Source organism: Mycobacterium sp. E3251, from assembly GCF_001666835.1.
In the GTDB taxonomy this organism is placed as follows: Bacteria; Actinomycetota; Actinomycetes; order Mycobacteriales; family Mycobacteriaceae; genus Mycobacterium.
Genome location: NZ_LZJF01000148.1, coordinates 1 through 14,833, shown reverse-complemented (window position 1 = coordinate 14,833; position 14,833 = coordinate 1). Strand labels below are relative to the sequence as shown.

Below are 14,833 nucleotides of genomic sequence, written 5' to 3'. Positions count from 1 at the left end.
GGTGATCGTGAGCGCGGCGAAGCCGGGCGAAGCGGATCGCCACCATCGACGCTGGAGGGTGATAGCAGGTGACTGACGAAGAGGACATGTTGGTGGCCACGGTGCGGGCGTTCATCGACCGCGACGTCAAGCCGACCGTCCGCGAGGTCGAGCACGCCAACACCTATCCCGAGGCGTGGATCGAGCAGATGAAGCGGATCGGCATCTATGGCCTGGCCATTCCGGAGGAATACGGCGGGTCGCCGGTGTCCATGCCGTGCTACGTCAGGGTCACCGAGGAGCTGGCCCGCGGCTGGATGAGCCTGGCCGGCGCGATGGGCGGGCACACCGTGGTGGCCAAGCTGCTGGCCCTGTTCGGCACCGAGGAGCAAAAGCGGGCCTACCTGCCGGTGATGGCGTCCGGGGAACTGCGTGCCACGATGGCGTTGACCGAACCGGGCGGCGGCTCGGACCTGCAGAACATGACGACGACGGCTGTGCCTTTTGCGGGCGCGGACGGCGCCCCTGGCGGCCTGCGGATCAACGGCTCGAAGACCTGGATCAGCAACGCGCGGCGGTCGGGGCTGATCGCGCTGCTGTGCAAGACCGATCCGAATGCCACGCCCCGCCACCGGGGCATCTCGATCGTGCTCGTCGAGCACGGCCCCGGCCTCACGGTGTCCCGGGACCTGCCCAAGCTGGGTTACAAGGGCGTCGAATCCTGCGAGCTGTCCTTCGACAACTTCGTGGCACCCGAGTCGGCGGTGCTGGGCGGCGCGATGGGCGAAGGCTTTTCGCAGATGATGAAGGGCCTCGAAACGGGCCGCATCCAGGTGGCCGCCCGGGCGCTGGGTGTCGGCACGGCGGCGCTCGAGGACGCGCTGGCCTACGCGCAGCAACGGGAAAGCTTCGGCCGGCCGATTTGGAAGCATCAGTCGGTGGGCAATTACCTGGCCGACATGGCGACCAAACTGACCGCCGCCCGTCAGCTCACCCGCTACGCCGCCGAGCGCTACGACAGCGGCGAGCGCTGCGACATGGAAGCCGGGATGGCCAAACTGTTCGCCTCCGAAGTGGCGATGGAGATCGCTTTGAACGCCGTGCGAATTCACGGCGGCTACGGCTACTCGTGCGAATACGACGTGGAACGCTACTTCCGCGACGCGCCCCTGATGATCGTCGGCGAGGGCACCAACGAGATTCAACGCAATGTCATCGCCGGGCAGTTGGTCGCACGGGGCGGCATCTGAGCGCGAGACCGAATGTGCGGGCTTGACGTCGGCGTGTGCTGTATCCTTGCCTGACTTCTCAGCAAAGCTGCGCGGAATTAAAAGTTACTGCGACGAAAGAAAGTCGGCTGCCATGAGTTATCCCCCAGGGCCCTACGAAGGCTCACCGGAATGGCAGGGTCAGCAGCCGGAATGGCAGGGACAGCCGCCGCCTTGGCAGGGCCAGCAGCCGGGTTGGCCGGGCCAGCAACCGGGTTGGCAGCCACCGCAGCCGGGCTGGCCGGGCCAGCCGGAGCCGGAGAACTACCTCGTCTGGGCCATCCTGTGCACCGTGCTGTGCTGCCTGCCGATCGGAATCGTGTCGATCGTCTACTCCACCAAGGTGTCCGGACTGTGGGCCCAGGGGCGGTACGCCGAGGCGCAGGAGGCCGCCAACAACGCCAAGAAGTGGGCCATCATCGGCGCCGTCGTCGGCGCGGTGTTCGCGGTGATCATGGCGATCCTCTACGTCGCCATCGGCGTGATCGCCGTCTCGAATATGCCGTCGACCACAACCACCACGTATTCCGGCTTCTGACAAGGCTTTAGGCGTCAGCAGCGTCGACCAGGCCCCAGGCCAGCGCGGTGCCGACGTCGATGGTGCGGCCGGACAGCACGAGATAGGCGGTGCGCCACCGGCCGATCCGGCGGGTGACGCTGAGCGTCCCGCCTGCGCCGGGTATCAGCCCCAGCTGAAGTTCGGGTAGCCCGAACACCGCATCGTCGCGCGCGGTCACCCATCCGCAGAACGCCGCCATCTCCAGCCCGCTGCCCAGCACGCGGCCGTGCACCTCCGCCCGGCAGGCGCGGCCGAGCCGGGCGGTCAGCGCATCGAGCGCCAGGGCCGGACTGTGCCGGGTGCGGGCCAGGTGCGCGCTCGCCGGGTCGGCGAAGGTGCCGAATTCGGCGAGGTCGCCACCGCTGCAGAACGACGGTCCGTTGCCGCTCAACACAATCCCGGTCACCGACGGGTCGAGTTGCGCGACCGTCAGGGCCTCCAGCAGCGCGGCCCGGGCGTCGGTGGAAAACGCGTTGTGGCGTTGCGGGCGGTTGAACGCGATACGCAGCGTGTCCCCGTCGCGGTGGGTCCGCACCGGCTCGGCGATGTCGGGCACGCTGGCCGGACCGCGTTCTTGCAGCCAACGCGCGAACTCGGGACCCGCCTGCAGAGTCGAGTAGGCCAGCGACTCGGTCACCACCGCCGGTAGCGCGGGCCCGCCCGCGTCGACCCCGCGCAACACGTCGTCACAGACGCTGCTGGCCTGCGGCCAGCGCCGGCAGCGCGCGGTCAGCTCGGCCAACGCGCCGGGCACCGAATCGACGGTGACCACCCGGCGGTCGTCACAGCGGTCCTCGGTCAGCGTGAAAGTCGCCACCTGAAGCCATGATTCGCAGCGGGCGAGGTCGGCGGCCGCGCCATGGGCCAGGATCACCCCCGGCGGGGATGCCGGGCCGGCATCCGGGGGGCTCGACAGGTCCAGCACCCGGAGCATGGGTCACACCGAGTATTTCTCGATCAGCCCGTTCTTGTAGAGCTTGCCGGTGTCGGTGCGCGGCAACTGCGCCTCGAACGCGATCGAGCGCGGACACTTGTAGTGCGCCAAGCGGTCTCGCAACCACGTCATCAGCTCGTCGGCGAACTCGTCGGTGGCGTCGGCCGGGTCGACGGTCTGCACGGCCGCCAGCACCCGCTGCCCCATCTCGTCGTCGGGGACGCCGAACACCGCCGCGTCCAACACCTTCGGGTGTGTGACCAGAAGGTTCTCGGTTTCCTGCGGGTAGATGTTCACCCCGCCCGAGATGATCATGTGGTGGCGCCGGTCGGTGAGGTAGAGGTAGCCCTCGTCGTCGACGTAGCCGATGTCGCCGACCGTCGTCCACCCGCGCTTGTCCCGGGACGCAGCGGTTTTCGCGTCATCGTTGAGGTATTCGAAGCTGTAGCCGCCCGCGAAGTAGATCTCGCCGGGATGGCCCGGCGGCAGCTCGTTCCCGTTCTCGTCCAGGATGTGGATCTCACAGGCCATCGGCTTGCCGACCGAGCCAGGATGCGCCAGCCACTCCTCGGCGCTGATCAGCGTCGACCCGATCGCCTCGGAGGAGGCGTAGTACTCGTCGACGATCGGCCCCCACCAGTCCATCATCTGCTTCTTGATCTCCACCGGGCACGGCGCCGCCGCGTGCATCACCCGTTGCAGACTGGACAGGTCGTACGAATTACGCACCGCCTCGGGAAGTTTCAGCATTCGGGTGAACATCGCCGGGACGAACTGGCCGTGCGTGACGCGGTGCCGCTGGATCGCGTCGAGGCAGCCTTCGGGATCGAATTTCTCCATGACCACCGTGGTGACCCCGCCGGCCTGCGCGCTCATCGACCACACCGACGGGGCGGTGTGATAAAGCGGCGCCGGGCTCAGATAGATCGAGTCCGGGTTCATCCAGAAGCTGACCAGGGCCGACATCATGCCGGGCGCCTCGGACGGCGGCACGTGGGGCAGTTCGCGTTTGATGCCCTTGGGCCGGCCGGTGGTGCCCGACGAATACTGCAGCAGATCGCCCTCGCGTTCATCGTCGATCGGGGTGTCCGGCTCGCCCGCAACGCATTCGGGGTAGCGCTGCCAGCCATCGAGATCGTCATCCGCGATCAGCAGCAGCTCGGGCAGGCCCCCGGGAAGATGCTCGGCCAGGTTCTCACACGTCTTGCGCAGCGCCGCCGATCCGATGATCGCCTTGGCGGCACTGTTGTCGACGATGTAGGCGGCCTCGGCCGCGGTCAGGTGGGTGTTGATCGGGACGTAGTACAGACCGCTGCGGCGCGCCGCCCACATGACCGCGTGCATGTGTTCGTTGTTCTCCATCAGGATCGCGACGGCGTCGCCCTCGACGAGGCCGGCCCGCCGGAAATAGTGCGCCAGCCGGTTGGCCCGCGCCTCCAGCTCGTCGAAGGTGATGACCGTTCCGGACGGGTGAAGAATGACGGCGGGCTTACCGGCGCCGAGGTACTCGCGAATCTGCATGCGCAGACTGTACCGCCGAAAAACTTGACGGGTGTCAAGTGGTCGTGGCCGCCGGACCGATCGACCGGATCGGCGCAGGTGCGGCCCCGATCCGGGTAAGGTACCGTGCCGTGACGACGCCGGCCTCACACCCCGGCCGGTCTCCTACGGAGGTGTGCATGGACGCCGAGCGCCTCCCCGCGCCCGCGCCATGCTGCTCCGCCACCGATCGGCTCGGCGTCTACGACTACGTGGACGGCATGGAGCGCCTGCTCGAGGCGGTCCAGGAATTGTCGTTGGCGCGCAGCCTGTCCGAAATCCAGCGCATCGTCCGGTCGTCGGCGCGCGAGCTCACCGGCTGTGACGGAGCCACGCTCGTGCTGCGCGACGACGACAAGTGCTATTACGCCGACGAAGACGCCATCGCCCCACTGTGGAAGGGCAGCCGCTTCCCCATCGAAGCGTGCATCAGCGGTTGGGCGATGCTCAACCGCGAGGCGGCGATCATCCCGGACATCTATCGGGATCCGCGTATCCCGCAAGGGATTTACCGCGCAACGTTCGTCAAGAGCCTGGTGATGGTGCCGATCCGCAAGCTCGAACCGATCGGCGCGATCGGCAACTACTGGGCCCACCGGCACCCGCCGTCCGAGCAGGAGATCCGGCTGCTGCAGGCGTTGGCCGATTCGACGTCGATCGCCATGGAAAACGTCCAGCTCTACGCCGAACTCGAACAGCGGGTCCGCGACCGCACCGCTGCGCTGGAAAGTGCCAACGAGGAGATCAGTCGGCTCTCCGTCACCGACGAACTGACCGGGCTCAACAATCGGCGCGGCTTCTATCTGCTGGCCGAGCAGAAGCTGCGCGGAGCGCACCACCTCGGGCACAACTGCGTGCTCGCCTTCCTGGACGTCGACGGGCTGAAGCGGGTCAACGACGAGCAGGGGCACGATGCGGGCGACGCCCTGATCAAAGACGTCGCCCAGGTGCTGCGTAGCGTGCGGCGCGAGTCCGACATCGTCGCGCGCCTAGGCGGTGACGAATTCTGCGTCATGGTCACCGAAAGCGACAGTGGGACCGCGGCGGTCAAAGACCGGCTCGCCGAGGCGTTCCGCTCCTTCAACGAGACCGGCGGGCGGCCCTACCACCTTTCGGCCAGCATCGGCCTGGTCCAGGCACCCGTCGCCGAGCACGCAACCGTGGACGAACTGCTGGCCCGCGCCGACGAACTGATGTACGCCGAGAAGAAGGCCAGCCCCGATTCGCGGCGCGCGGAGGTGGGCTCGACCTAGTCGGCGTCGGCCAGGCGCTGCTTGAGCGCCTCGAACTCGTCCTTGACGCCCGTGGGCAGCTTGTCGCCGACGAACTCGAACCACTCTTCGATCAGCGGAAGCTCCTGGCGCCACTCGTCGGGGTTGACCGCGAGCGCCTTCGCGACGTCTCCGGGTTCGACGTCCAAGCCGTCCAGATCGAGGTCCGCCGCGGTCGGCACGATGCCGATCGGGGTGTCCTGGCCACCGGCCTGGTGCTCGATGCGGTCGACGATCCACTTCAGCACCCGGCTGTTCTCGCCGAAGCCCGGCCACAGGAACTCGCCCTTCTCGCCGCGGCGGAACCAGTTGACGAAGAACACCTTCGGCATCTTGGACTCGTCGGAGTTCTTGCCGAGGTCGAGCCAGTGCTGGAAGTAGTCACCGACGTGGTAGCCGAGGAACGGCAGCATGGCCATCGGGTCGCGGCGCACCGTGCCGACCTTGCCCTCGGCGGCGGCGGTCTGCTCGCTGCCCATGGTGGCGCCCATGAACACCCCGTGCTGCCAGTCGCGGGCCTGCGTCACCAGCGGCACCGTGGTCTTGCGGCGGGCGCCGAACAAGATGCCCGAGATCGGCACGCCCTGCGGGTCGTCCCATTCCGGGGCGAGGATGGGGCATTGCGACATCGGGGTGCAGTAGCGCGAGTTCGGGTGGGCGGCCTTGGTTTCCGTCTCGCGGATGTACCAGTCGTTGCCCTTCCAGTCGATCAGGTGATCCGGCTCGCCCTCCAGGCCTTCCCACCACACCTCGTCGTCGTCGGTGAGCGCGACGTTGGTGAAGACGGTGTTGCCCGCGGCGATCGTGCGCATGGCGTTGGGGTTGGACTTCCAGTTGGTGCCCGGCGCCACCCCGAAGAAACCGAACTCGGGGTTGACCGCGTACAGCCGGCCGTCCTTGCCGAACCGCATCCAGGCGATGTCGTCGCCCAGGGTCTCGGCGCGCCAGCCCGGAATGGTGGGCTGCAGCATCGCGAGGTTGGTCTTGCCGCACGCCGACGGGAAGGCCGCGGCGAAGTAGTACGCCTTGTTCTCCGGGGAGATCAGCTTGAGGATCAGCATGTGCTCGGCCAGCCAGCCCTCGTCGTGGGCCATCGCCGACGCGATGCGCAGCGAGTAGCACTTCTTACCCAGCAGCGCGTTGCCGCCGTAACCGGAGCCGTAGCTCCAGATCTCGCGGGTCTCCGGGAAGTGGGTGATGTATTTGGTGTCGTTGCAGGGCCACGGCACGTCCTGCTGCCCGGGCTCCAGCGGGGCGCCCACCGAGTGCAGCGCCTTGACGAAGAACCCGTCGTCGCCCATTTTCTCCAGGGCCGCCTTGCCCATCCGGGTCATGGTGCGCATGGACACGACGACGTACTCGGAGTCGGTGATTTCCACGCCCAGCTTGGGGTCGTCCGCGCCGAGCGGGCCCATGCAGAACGGCACCACATACATGGTGCGGCCGCGCATGCAGCCGCGGTACAGGTCGGTCATCAAGGCCCGCATCTCGGCCGGTTCCATCCAATTGTTGGTGGGGCCGGCGTCGATCTCGCGCTCGGAGCAGATGAAGGTCCGCGACTCCACCCGCGCAACATCGGACGGGTCGGACAACGCCAGGTAGGAGTTGGGGTGCTTCTTCTCGTTCAGCTTCGTGAACGTGCCCGCCTCGACCAGGTGGGCGGCGAGCCGATCGAACTCTTCGGCGGAACCATCCGTGAACACCACGCGCTCGGGCTGAGTGAGCTCGGCGACCTCCCGTACCCACGACAGCAGCCCCTGATGCTTCGTGGGTGCGGTGTCCAATCCGGGAATGGTCGCTGAGGTCATCGAAGTCTCCTGAATTCTTCTGCGTACTCGGGCTGCTTTGGGTGCCTATCGCGTATGCGGTCGCCCACACAACGGTTGACATGGTGGCGTTAACTACAGGTTATCGTGAGGACCTTGTCGTGTAAGTCTCGGGCAGGTATAAGCCTTCTCACAACAACGATTCAGAAGCTCCGGCAGAATCGCCATCACCGCTCCTAGAAGCCGGTTTTTGGTTTGCCTCGGTTTCGCCGTCTTTTTTCAGCTCCGAGGCCGAATGGTCAGTAGGAGATATACCCGCTTCACCCAGTTCTGCACGCACGGCGTCCAGGGCCGCCAACACCGTAGGCATCTCCTTCTCCCTGGCGGCGGCGGCCCGCGACGCGGCCATGGCGTGCGCGCGCAGCTCGCGGTCGATCGCGCTGACCTGGCCGCTCACCTCGGCGTTCTCCACCTCGTCCTGGGCCAGTACCGCCTTGCTCAGCACCGACTCGGCGACCAGGACGCGGGTCGCGACCAACTCTTCCGTCACCGACCGCAGCGAAGAGGTCACATCGCCCGCCCAGCGGTCCAGCAGCGCCCGGTCGCGCAGCAGGCTCCGGATGTTGACCACCAGCAGCGTGACCGCCAGCCCGATCGCCACACACGTCACCGCCGCGACGACGGACAGCGCTGGACTGAGCCGAGCGGCCGGCCCGCTCAGCAGCCGGCTCAGGGTCAGCGCCACGCCCAGGCCGAACCCGGCGCCCAGCAGCATCATCAGCCAGGTCTCGTGCCGCCGCGATTTCAGCGGGGGCGGCGGGACGTCCACCGTCGGCAGCACGTCGACGGCCGGCAGGGTCGTCGCGACCCCCACCACCTGCGCGACATCCGCGAGGTGGGTGGCGGTGCCCTCGTTCACTTCGGCGACCACCTCGTCCAACCGGCCACGCGTGTGCGCCTCGAAGCCGGACATGTGGCGCCGGGACAACCCCGCGGCGTCTTCCTGCAGTTCGCTGCGCACCGACGAGCAACGATTGCGCGCGAAGTGGGACAGCTGCACCCGCGCCTGCTGAATCTGACCGCGCAACGTGATGGTGCGCTCGGTCTTCGCCTCGCGCCGCTGCCGCAGCGCCGTGCTGCGTTCGTCGCGCAGCGCGTCGACCCGTGCCCGCCGCCCGGCGCCGTCGGCGTCGCGGTCGAACCGCTGCATGACGGTCTTGAGCCGGAACTCCCACGCCCGCAGCCGGTTTCGGCGTGCGAGCTCGGAGTCGGCCAGTCGCGCCGACAGCGTCTGCACCAAGTCGTCGACGTCCTGCTCGCCGAGGTCGGGCAAGGCGGCCGCGCCCACCCATGGCACGTCGCGGTAACGGGGCGCGTGCGCGGCCAGCGTTTCGCGGTTGGCGGCCAGGACGTCGCGCCAGGCGCGATGCACGTCGATCTTGGACACCACCGGAACCACCACATCGGTGTGTGCGGTGGCGGCATCCAGTAGCGCGCAGTCGGATGGCGTGAGGTGGGCCGCCGCCGAGACGACGAACACCACCGCCGTCGGCGCCTCGCCCGGGCCCAGGTCCACCGACTCGACGAACTTGTGCTCCGGGAGCCGCTCGCGCAGCGCCGCGGCCACCGCGGTCACCCCGGCCATCCACGGTCCGGTCACCAGCACCACGTCGCGGCGGTGGATGGCGGGCGCATCCAGCTCCGGACCGATGCTCGCCACCAGCGCGTCGACTCGGGCGACCGGATCGTCGTGCTTGTCGCCGCTCATCGCCAGCCCCCCAGCGGCTCCCCGGGCAGCGACCCGCAGGCCTGCGACCACAGCCGCATCGATCCCCTGGCGATGTCGGCCCCACAGGCGCGGTGCAACTCGCTCGCCGACGCCCGGCTGTAACGCTGCCACCGCACCGCGCGCGGCAGGTGCGCGGACGGGTCGCGGTCCCAGTCAGCCGGTTCCACGTGGTCCGGGTCCAGCCCGGCCGCCTCGGCCAGGTCGACGGCGGCCGCCATCCGGGCGACCACCGTGTCGTCGCGGGACAGGAACCCGCTGATCGCCTCCGCGGATTCGCCCAAGCCGACCGCCAGCGCCTCCAACGCCGCGACGGCGTCCAGCACCCGCTGGTAGCGCACTTCGGCGCCGGCGATCGCGATGTGGGACAGCACGGCGTCGATACCGCTCGTCCGGCGCAGCAGGGCCCGCACCTGCGCGGCCGTCCGGCCCTGCCGTAGCGCGGCGACCGCGAGCGCGATGCCGAACAGGTCCAGGGTGTGCAGCAGGCGCAGCCGCACGTCGGCCGGCACCGGGTTGTCCGCCGCCATGAACCCTGCGAACGAGCCGTCGAGGGAGGCGGCCACCCCGGGGTGCGCGGCCAGCGTCCGCAGCGCCGACCACAGTGAGGCGTCCAGGTCGTCGACCGCGGCGACGGCGAGCAGGCCGGCCATCGGCACCATGGGCACGCCCACCAGGTCGGCAAGCTCCGCGCAACGCATCCGCGCTGCCGCGATCGGCCCATCCCCGCGGGCGAGGGACCCGGCCAGGTCCGCCTTGTTCAGCACCGCCACCACCGGGCGTCCGGCGGCGGTGATCGCGTCGATGTCCTCCGGCTTGACCACCTCGGCGGTCACGTGCACGACCACGTCGGCTTCGCGACCGCCGGCGGTCGTCACCGCGATCCCCACGGCGGCTCCGGCGCGGTCCAGCGCCCGCGCTACCGTGGCGCACCCGACGCCGCGGCGTCCCCTGATCAGCGAACGCAGGGGCGCGGACGTCCGCTCGGCGACGGCCGTCACGCGCGGGTCGGCGTGCCCGGCGGCGAACCGCGCCAGCGCGTCGACGAATTCCTGGTGCCCTTGTCCGTTCATCGTCCCCTCATGATCTGCCTTCGGTTCGATGGATCCGACCCGGGGGCCGGTCGGGTCCCACCGAATGGTGGCACTTACGTCACTTTGATGCGAGCCACCGTCTGACTGTTACCAGCTGAAGGCAACTGTTGGGTATCAATCTGGACCAGGGGCGGCTACATCACTCCTTTATGGGCCACCATGGACAAATGCATGCGCAACCCCGGGCGGGAGTGGTTCCCGACGCGCCTGAGGAGGAGTCGGACGACCGTCGCGGCCAGCGCTACCTTCCGGCATCGACCTTTCGCTCCCGAAGATCCGCGCTTTCCGACGCTCAGCGGCAGACCTGGGAACGGCTGTGGCCGGAGCTGGGCCTATCCCTGGGCTCTCCGGGCGGGGAAGGCGAGGGCGGCGGGGAGCCCCGGCTGGACACCCGCGCCTGGTTTGGCCGCCAGGCGCCGCTGGTGCTCGAAATCGGTTGCGGGAGCGGCATATCCACGCTGGCGATGGCCAAGGATGAGCCCGATGTCGACGTGATCGCGGTGGAAATCTACAAGCGGGGGCTGGCACAACTGCTGTGCGCGATCGACCGCGAGGGGGTCGGCAACGTCCGCTTGATCCGCGGCAACGGCGTCGAGGTGCTGCAGCGGCTGATCCCGTCCGGTTCGCTGACGGGCGTACGCGTGTTCTTTCCCGATCCCTGGCCCAAGGCCCGTCACCACAAGCGCCGGTTTCTGCAACCGGGCACGATTGGCCTCATCGCCGACCGGTTACTCCCTGGTGGTGTCCTGCACGCCGCGACGGACCACCCCGGGTACGCCGAACACATCGGCGAGGTCGGCGACGCCGAGCCTCGGTTGCGTCGCGTCGACCCCGGCGAGCAGCTGCCGATCTCGGTGGTGCGGCCGACCACGAAATACGAGACGAAGGCCCACGAGGCGGGCAGCGCCGTGACCGAATTCATCTGGCTACGACATGAGTAGGCGATGACCATGAGCCTGGCGGAAGAACAGACCGCTGCAGCTGAACCTTTGCCGGCGTTGCCCGACGATGCGCTCGGAAGCTTCACACCGCCGGGCGGACGTGTGTTGCTGGTGTGGGACGCGCCCAACCTCGACATGGGGCTCGGGTCGATCCTGGGCCGACGCCCCACCGCGCTGGAGCGCCCGCGGTTCGACGCGCTGGGGCGCTGGTTGCTGGCGCGCACGGCCGAGATCAGTGCCGGCCGGCCCGGTGTCGTGGTCGAACCCGAGGCCACCGTCTTCACCAACATCGCACCGGGCAGCGCCGACGTCGTCCGCCCCTGGGTGGACGCCCTTCGGAACGTGGGGTTCGCGGTCTTCGCCAAACCGAAGATCGACGAGGACAGCGACGTCGACCGCGACATGCTCGCCCACATCGAACTGCGACGTAGCGAAGGGCTGGCGGCGCTGGTGGTGGCTTCGGCCGACGGCCAGGCGTTTCGTCAACCGTTGGAGGAGATAGCACGCTCCGGGGTCACCGTTCAAGTCATCGGATTTCGCGAACATGCGAGTTGGGCGCTAGCGTCGGATACCTTGGATTTTGTCGACCTGGAAGACATCAGCGGTGTGTTCCGGGAGCCCTTGCCGCGAATCGGCCTAGATTCGCTGCCTGACCAGGGAGCATGGCTGCAGCCGTTCCGGCCGCTGTCCGCTCTGTTGACCGCGCGTGTGTGACACTGGCTTGAAAAACCGAAAGGTACCGTGCGGGTCGTTAACGATCCAGTAAGGAGCTTGCGTGTTCGCCTGGTGGGGTCGAACTGTGTACCGCTACCGGTACATCGTTATCGGGGTCACGGTAGCTCTGTGCCTGCTGGGTGGCGTGTTCGGGATGAGCCTCGGCAAGCATGTCACACAGAGCGGCTTCTACGACGAGGGCAGCCAATCGGTGAAGGCCTCGGTGCTGGGCGACCAGACCTACGGCCGCGACCGCACCAGCCACGTGGTGGCCACCTTCACGGCTCCCAACGGGCAGACGGTCAACGATGCGGCGTGGCGGGACAAAGTCGTCGGCGAACTCAACAAGTTCAAGACCGACCACCCCGATCAGGTCGTCGGCTGGGCCGGCTGGCTGGCCGCGCCCGACAGCACCAACCCCCTGATCAAGGGCATGGTCAGCGAGGACAAGAAGCACACCTTCGTGTCCATCCCCCTCAAGGGCGACGACGACGACACGATCCTCAATAACTACAAGGCCATCGCGCCGGGTCTGCAGAAGCTCAACGGCGGCGCGGTGGAACTGGCCGGCCTGGAACCGATCGCCAACGCACTGACCGGCACCATCGCGACCGACCAGCGTCGTATGGAGGTCCTCGCGGTGCCGCTGGTGGCCGTCGTGTTGTTCCTGGTCTTCGGGGGCGCCGTCGCCGCCGGCCTGCCGGCCATCGTGGGCGGGCTGAGCATCGCCGGCTCGCTCGGCATCCTGCGCCTGGTCGCCGTGTTCGGGCCGGTGCACTTCTTCGCCCAGCCGGTGGTGTCCCTGATCGGCCTGGGTATCGCGATCGACTACGGCCTGTTCGTGGTGAGCCGGTTCCGGGAGGAGATCGCCGAAGGCTACGACACCGAGGCCGCGGTGCGAAGAACCGTGATGACGGCCGGGCGCACGGTGACGTTCTCCGCGGTGCTGATCATCGCGTCCAGCGCCAGCCTGCTGGTGTTGCCGCAGGGCTTCGTGCATTCGCTGACCTATGCGATCTTCGCCGCGGTGGGGCTTGCGGCGCTGCTCTCGATCACCTTCCTGCCGGCCTGCCTGGGCATCCTGGGCCGCCACGTCGACGCGCTGGGGGTGCGGACCGCGTTCCGGGTGCCGTTCCTGCGGAACTGGAAGTGGTCGCGCGCCTACCTGAACTGGCTCGCGGACCGGCTGCAGAAGACCAAGACGCGCGAAGAGGTCGAGGCCGGCTTCTGGGGCAAGCTGGTCAACTGGGTGATGAAGCGACCGCTGGCCTTCGCCATCCCGATCGCGGTCGGCATGATCCTGCTGGTCATCCCGCTGGGCAACCTGTCGTTCGGCGGCATGAGCGAAAAGTATTTGCCGCCCAACAATTCGGTGCGCCTGGCCCAGGAGCACTTCGATAAGCAGTTCCCCGGCTACCGGACCGAACAGCTGACCATGGTGATCCAGAGCACCAACGGCAGCAAGGTCACCGACCAGCAGGTGGCCGACATCCGCAACCGGATCGCCGGGATCAACGGGTTCACCGACAAGCAGTGGCAGGAACGGCCGTGTCCGGCCATCGCCGGCAACCCCTGCGTCGCCGGCCCCAATGGAACGACCGTGCCCAAGGACGGCTCGGTGCGGGTGATCCAGAACGGCCTGGTCAACAAGAACGATGCCGCCAAGAAGATCGCCGAACTACGGGCCGTGAACCCCCCGAAGGGGCTCAATCTCTATGTCGGCGGCACGCCGGCCCTGGAACAGGACAGCATTCACAGCCTGTTCGACAAGGCTCCGCTGATGCTGGTGCTGCTGCTGGGCGCGACCATGCTGTTGATGTTCTTGGCGTTCGGATCCGTGGTGTTGCCGGTCAAGGCCGCGGTGATGAGCGCGCTGACGCTGGGCTCCACGATGGGCATCCTGACGTGGATCTTCGTCGACGGGCACCTATCGGGCGTGCTGAACTTCACGCCAACGCCGCTGATGGTGGTGGTGATCGCACTGGTTGTCGCCGTCGGATTCGGCCTGGCCACCGACTACGAGGTGTTCCTGGTGTCCCGCATGGTCGAGGCGCGCGAACGCGGTATGTCGACGGCCGAGGCCATCCGGATCGGCACCGCGACGACCGGGCGGCTGATCACGGCCGCGGCGCTGGTCCTGGCCGTCGTCGCCGGTTCGTTCGTGTTCTCCGACCTGGTGCTGATGAAATACCTGGCGTTCGGCCTGATGGCGGCCCTGTTGCTGGACGCCACCGTGGTCCGGATGTTCCTGGTGCCGTCGGTGATGAAGCTGCTCGGCGACGACTGCTGGTGGGCCCCGCGCTGGGCGAGGCGCCTGCAGAACAAGATCGGGCTGGGCGAGATCGACCTGCCCGACGAGCGCAAGCGGCCGACCCTCAACGGGCGCCCCGCTCGGCCCCCCGTGGCGGCCAGCCTGGTCGCCGCCACGCCGCGACCGCCGCACGACCCCACGCACCCCGCGGCCCTCGAGCCGTCGCGCGCGACCCGTCCCGGACCGGCCGAACCCAAGCCCGGCACGGAAGTGCCCGCGGGCGCGGCGTCGCGCGCTGCGGTGCCCCCGGCCGACGCCGCCAACACCACGCGTTTGCAGACCCGGCAGCCGACGGAGGCCAAGACGACGCGCCTCTCGGTGCCCAACGCCGCCCCCGCCAACCCGGCGCACCACCCGGCCCACGAGCGGCCGGCCAATGCCGCCCCGCCGGCGCCGGCGCGGGTCGCCGTTTTCACCGCGGGCGTTGATCTTTTCCGTGGCCGCGTCGGACTCGTTTCCCTCCGGCCGCGGGAAGGCGGTGGTGGGTTCGACGGTGTCGTCCTTGTCGTCAGAACGGTTGGGGGGCAACGGGATCGCCCGGGTTTCCCCGCCGGACGGTGGTACTGGCGGTGTGGTCGGCCCCGGGGCGGGGGGCCGCGCCAGCGCCGGCGTTCGGGCGGCGGCTTGTCCGCCCAGGACCTGCTGCGACGCGAGGGTCGGCTGTAAGCCTC

The 14,833-nt window shown here is 68.5% G+C and carries 11 protein-coding genes; 6 read left to right on the top strand and 5 right to left on the bottom strand.

Annotated features, from left to right (window positions below):
* Positions 1 to 68: 68 nt before the first annotated feature.
* The gene (locus A5697_RS18135; protein WP_067947513.1) at positions 69 to 1,229 is read left to right on the top strand and encodes an acyl-CoA dehydrogenase family protein; all 1,161 of its coding nucleotides are present in this window, start codon (positions 69 to 71) and stop codon (positions 1,227 to 1,229) included.
* Positions 1,230 to 1,341: 112 nt separating this feature from the next.
* On the top strand, positions 1,342 to 1,785 hold the full coding sequence (locus A5697_RS18130; protein ID WP_067947511.1) for a CD225/dispanin family protein: 444 nt from the start codon (positions 1,342 to 1,344) through the stop codon (positions 1,783 to 1,785).
* A gap of 7 nt (positions 1,786 to 1,792) precedes the next feature.
* On the opposite strand, the gene A5697_RS18125 is transcribed toward A5697_RS18130, so the two are convergent.
* Positions 1,793 to 2,740, bottom strand: coding sequence for an enoyl-CoA hydratase/isomerase family protein (locus A5697_RS18125; RefSeq protein ID WP_067947510.1), 948 nt, complete (start codon positions 2,738 to 2,740; stop codon positions 1,793 to 1,795).
* Positions 2,741 to 2,743: 3 nt separating this feature from the next.
* Positions 2,744 to 4,261 (bottom strand): fatty-acid--CoA ligase FadD4, encoded by a 1,518-nt coding sequence (gene fadD4, locus A5697_RS18120; RefSeq protein ID WP_068011590.1) that lies wholly within the window; start codon positions 4,259 to 4,261, stop codon positions 2,744 to 2,746.
* A 239-nt stretch (positions 4,262 to 4,500) separates the two neighbouring features.
* On the opposite strand from fadD4, the gene A5697_RS18115 reads away from it, so the two are divergent.
* Positions 4,501 to 5,532, top strand: coding sequence for a sensor domain-containing diguanylate cyclase (locus tag A5697_RS18115; protein WP_231972103.1), 1,032 nt, complete (start codon positions 4,501 to 4,503; stop codon positions 5,530 to 5,532).
* Here the strand turns inward: A5697_RS18115 and A5697_RS18110 are convergent.
* The 3 genes from A5697_RS18110 to A5697_RS18100 all read right to left on the bottom strand — a co-directional run bounded on the left by A5697_RS18110 (position 5,529) and on the right by A5697_RS18100 (position 10,175).
* A complete protein-coding gene (locus A5697_RS18110; RefSeq protein WP_067947508.1) occupies positions 5,529 to 7,358 on the bottom strand; it encodes a phosphoenolpyruvate carboxykinase (GTP) in 1,830 nt (609 codons plus the stop codon). The genes A5697_RS18115 and A5697_RS18110 overlap by 4 nt on opposite strands.
* Positions 7,359 to 7,506: 148 nt before the next feature.
* Positions 7,507 to 9,084: a hypothetical protein gene (locus A5697_RS18105; protein WP_068011607.1), complete on the bottom strand. Its 1,578-nt coding sequence runs from the start codon at positions 9,082 to 9,084 to the stop codon at positions 7,507 to 7,509.
* Positions 9,081 to 10,175, bottom strand: a complete 1,095-nt coding sequence (locus A5697_RS18100) for a hypothetical protein (RefSeq protein WP_068011589.1) — start codon at positions 10,173 to 10,175, stop codon at positions 9,081 to 9,083. Before A5697_RS18100 ends, A5697_RS18105 begins: the two co-directional genes overlap by 4 nt.
* Positions 10,176 to 10,345: 170 nt before the next feature.
* On the opposite strand from A5697_RS18100, the gene trmB reads away from it, so the two are divergent.
* The 3 genes from trmB (at position 10,346) to A5697_RS18085 (ending at position 14,828) form a co-directional block, all read left to right on the top strand.
* Positions 10,346 to 11,137: a tRNA (guanosine(46)-N7)-methyltransferase TrmB gene (trmB, locus tag A5697_RS18095; RefSeq protein ID WP_231972101.1), complete on the top strand. Its 792-nt coding sequence runs from the start codon at positions 10,346 to 10,348 to the stop codon at positions 11,135 to 11,137.
* Between the two features lie 9 nt (positions 11,138 to 11,146).
* Positions 11,147 to 11,851 (top strand): NYN domain-containing protein, encoded by a 705-nt coding sequence (locus A5697_RS18090; RefSeq protein ID WP_067947573.1) that lies wholly within the window; start codon positions 11,147 to 11,149, stop codon positions 11,849 to 11,851.
* A gap of 61 nt (positions 11,852 to 11,912) precedes the next feature.
* On the top strand, positions 11,913 to 14,828 hold the full coding sequence (locus A5697_RS18085; protein WP_068011588.1) for an MMPL family transporter: 2,916 nt from the start codon (positions 11,913 to 11,915) through the stop codon (positions 14,826 to 14,828).
* Positions 14,829 to 14,833 lie beyond the last annotated feature (5 nt).

Excerpts from the sequence above, each read along its gene's own strand:
- A5697_RS18130 (WP_067947511.1), top strand. The coding sequence starts at position 1,342 with ATGAGTTATCCCCCAGGGCCCTACGAAGGCTCACCGGAATGGCAGGGT.
- trmB (WP_231972101.1), top strand. The coding sequence starts at position 10,346 with ATGGGCCACCATGGACAAATGCATGCGCAACCCCGGGCGGGAGTGGTT.
- A5697_RS18115 (WP_231972103.1), top strand. The coding sequence starts at position 4,501 with ATGGAGCGCCTGCTCGAGGCGGTCCAGGAATTGTCGTTGGCGCGCAGC.
- A5697_RS18090 (WP_067947573.1), top strand. The coding sequence starts at position 11,147 with ATGAGCCTGGCGGAAGAACAGACCGCTGCAGCTGAACCTTTGCCGGCG.
- A5697_RS18100 (WP_068011589.1), bottom strand. The coding sequence starts at position 10,175 with ATGAACGGACAAGGGCACCAGGAATTCGTCGACGCGCTGGCGCGGTTC.
- A5697_RS18110 (WP_067947508.1), bottom strand. The coding sequence starts at position 7,358 with ATGACCTCAGCGACCATTCCCGGATTGGACACCGCACCCACGAAGCAT.
- A5697_RS18105 (WP_068011607.1), bottom strand. The coding sequence starts at position 9,084 with ATGAGCGGCGACAAGCACGACGATCCGGTCGCCCGAGTCGACGCGCTG.
- fadD4 (WP_068011590.1), bottom strand. The coding sequence starts at position 4,261 with ATGCAGATTCGCGAGTACCTCGGCGCCGGTAAGCCCGCCGTCATTCTT.
- A5697_RS18125 (WP_067947510.1), bottom strand. The coding sequence starts at position 2,740 with ATGCTCCGGGTGCTGGACCTGTCGAGCCCCCCGGATGCCGGCCCGGCA.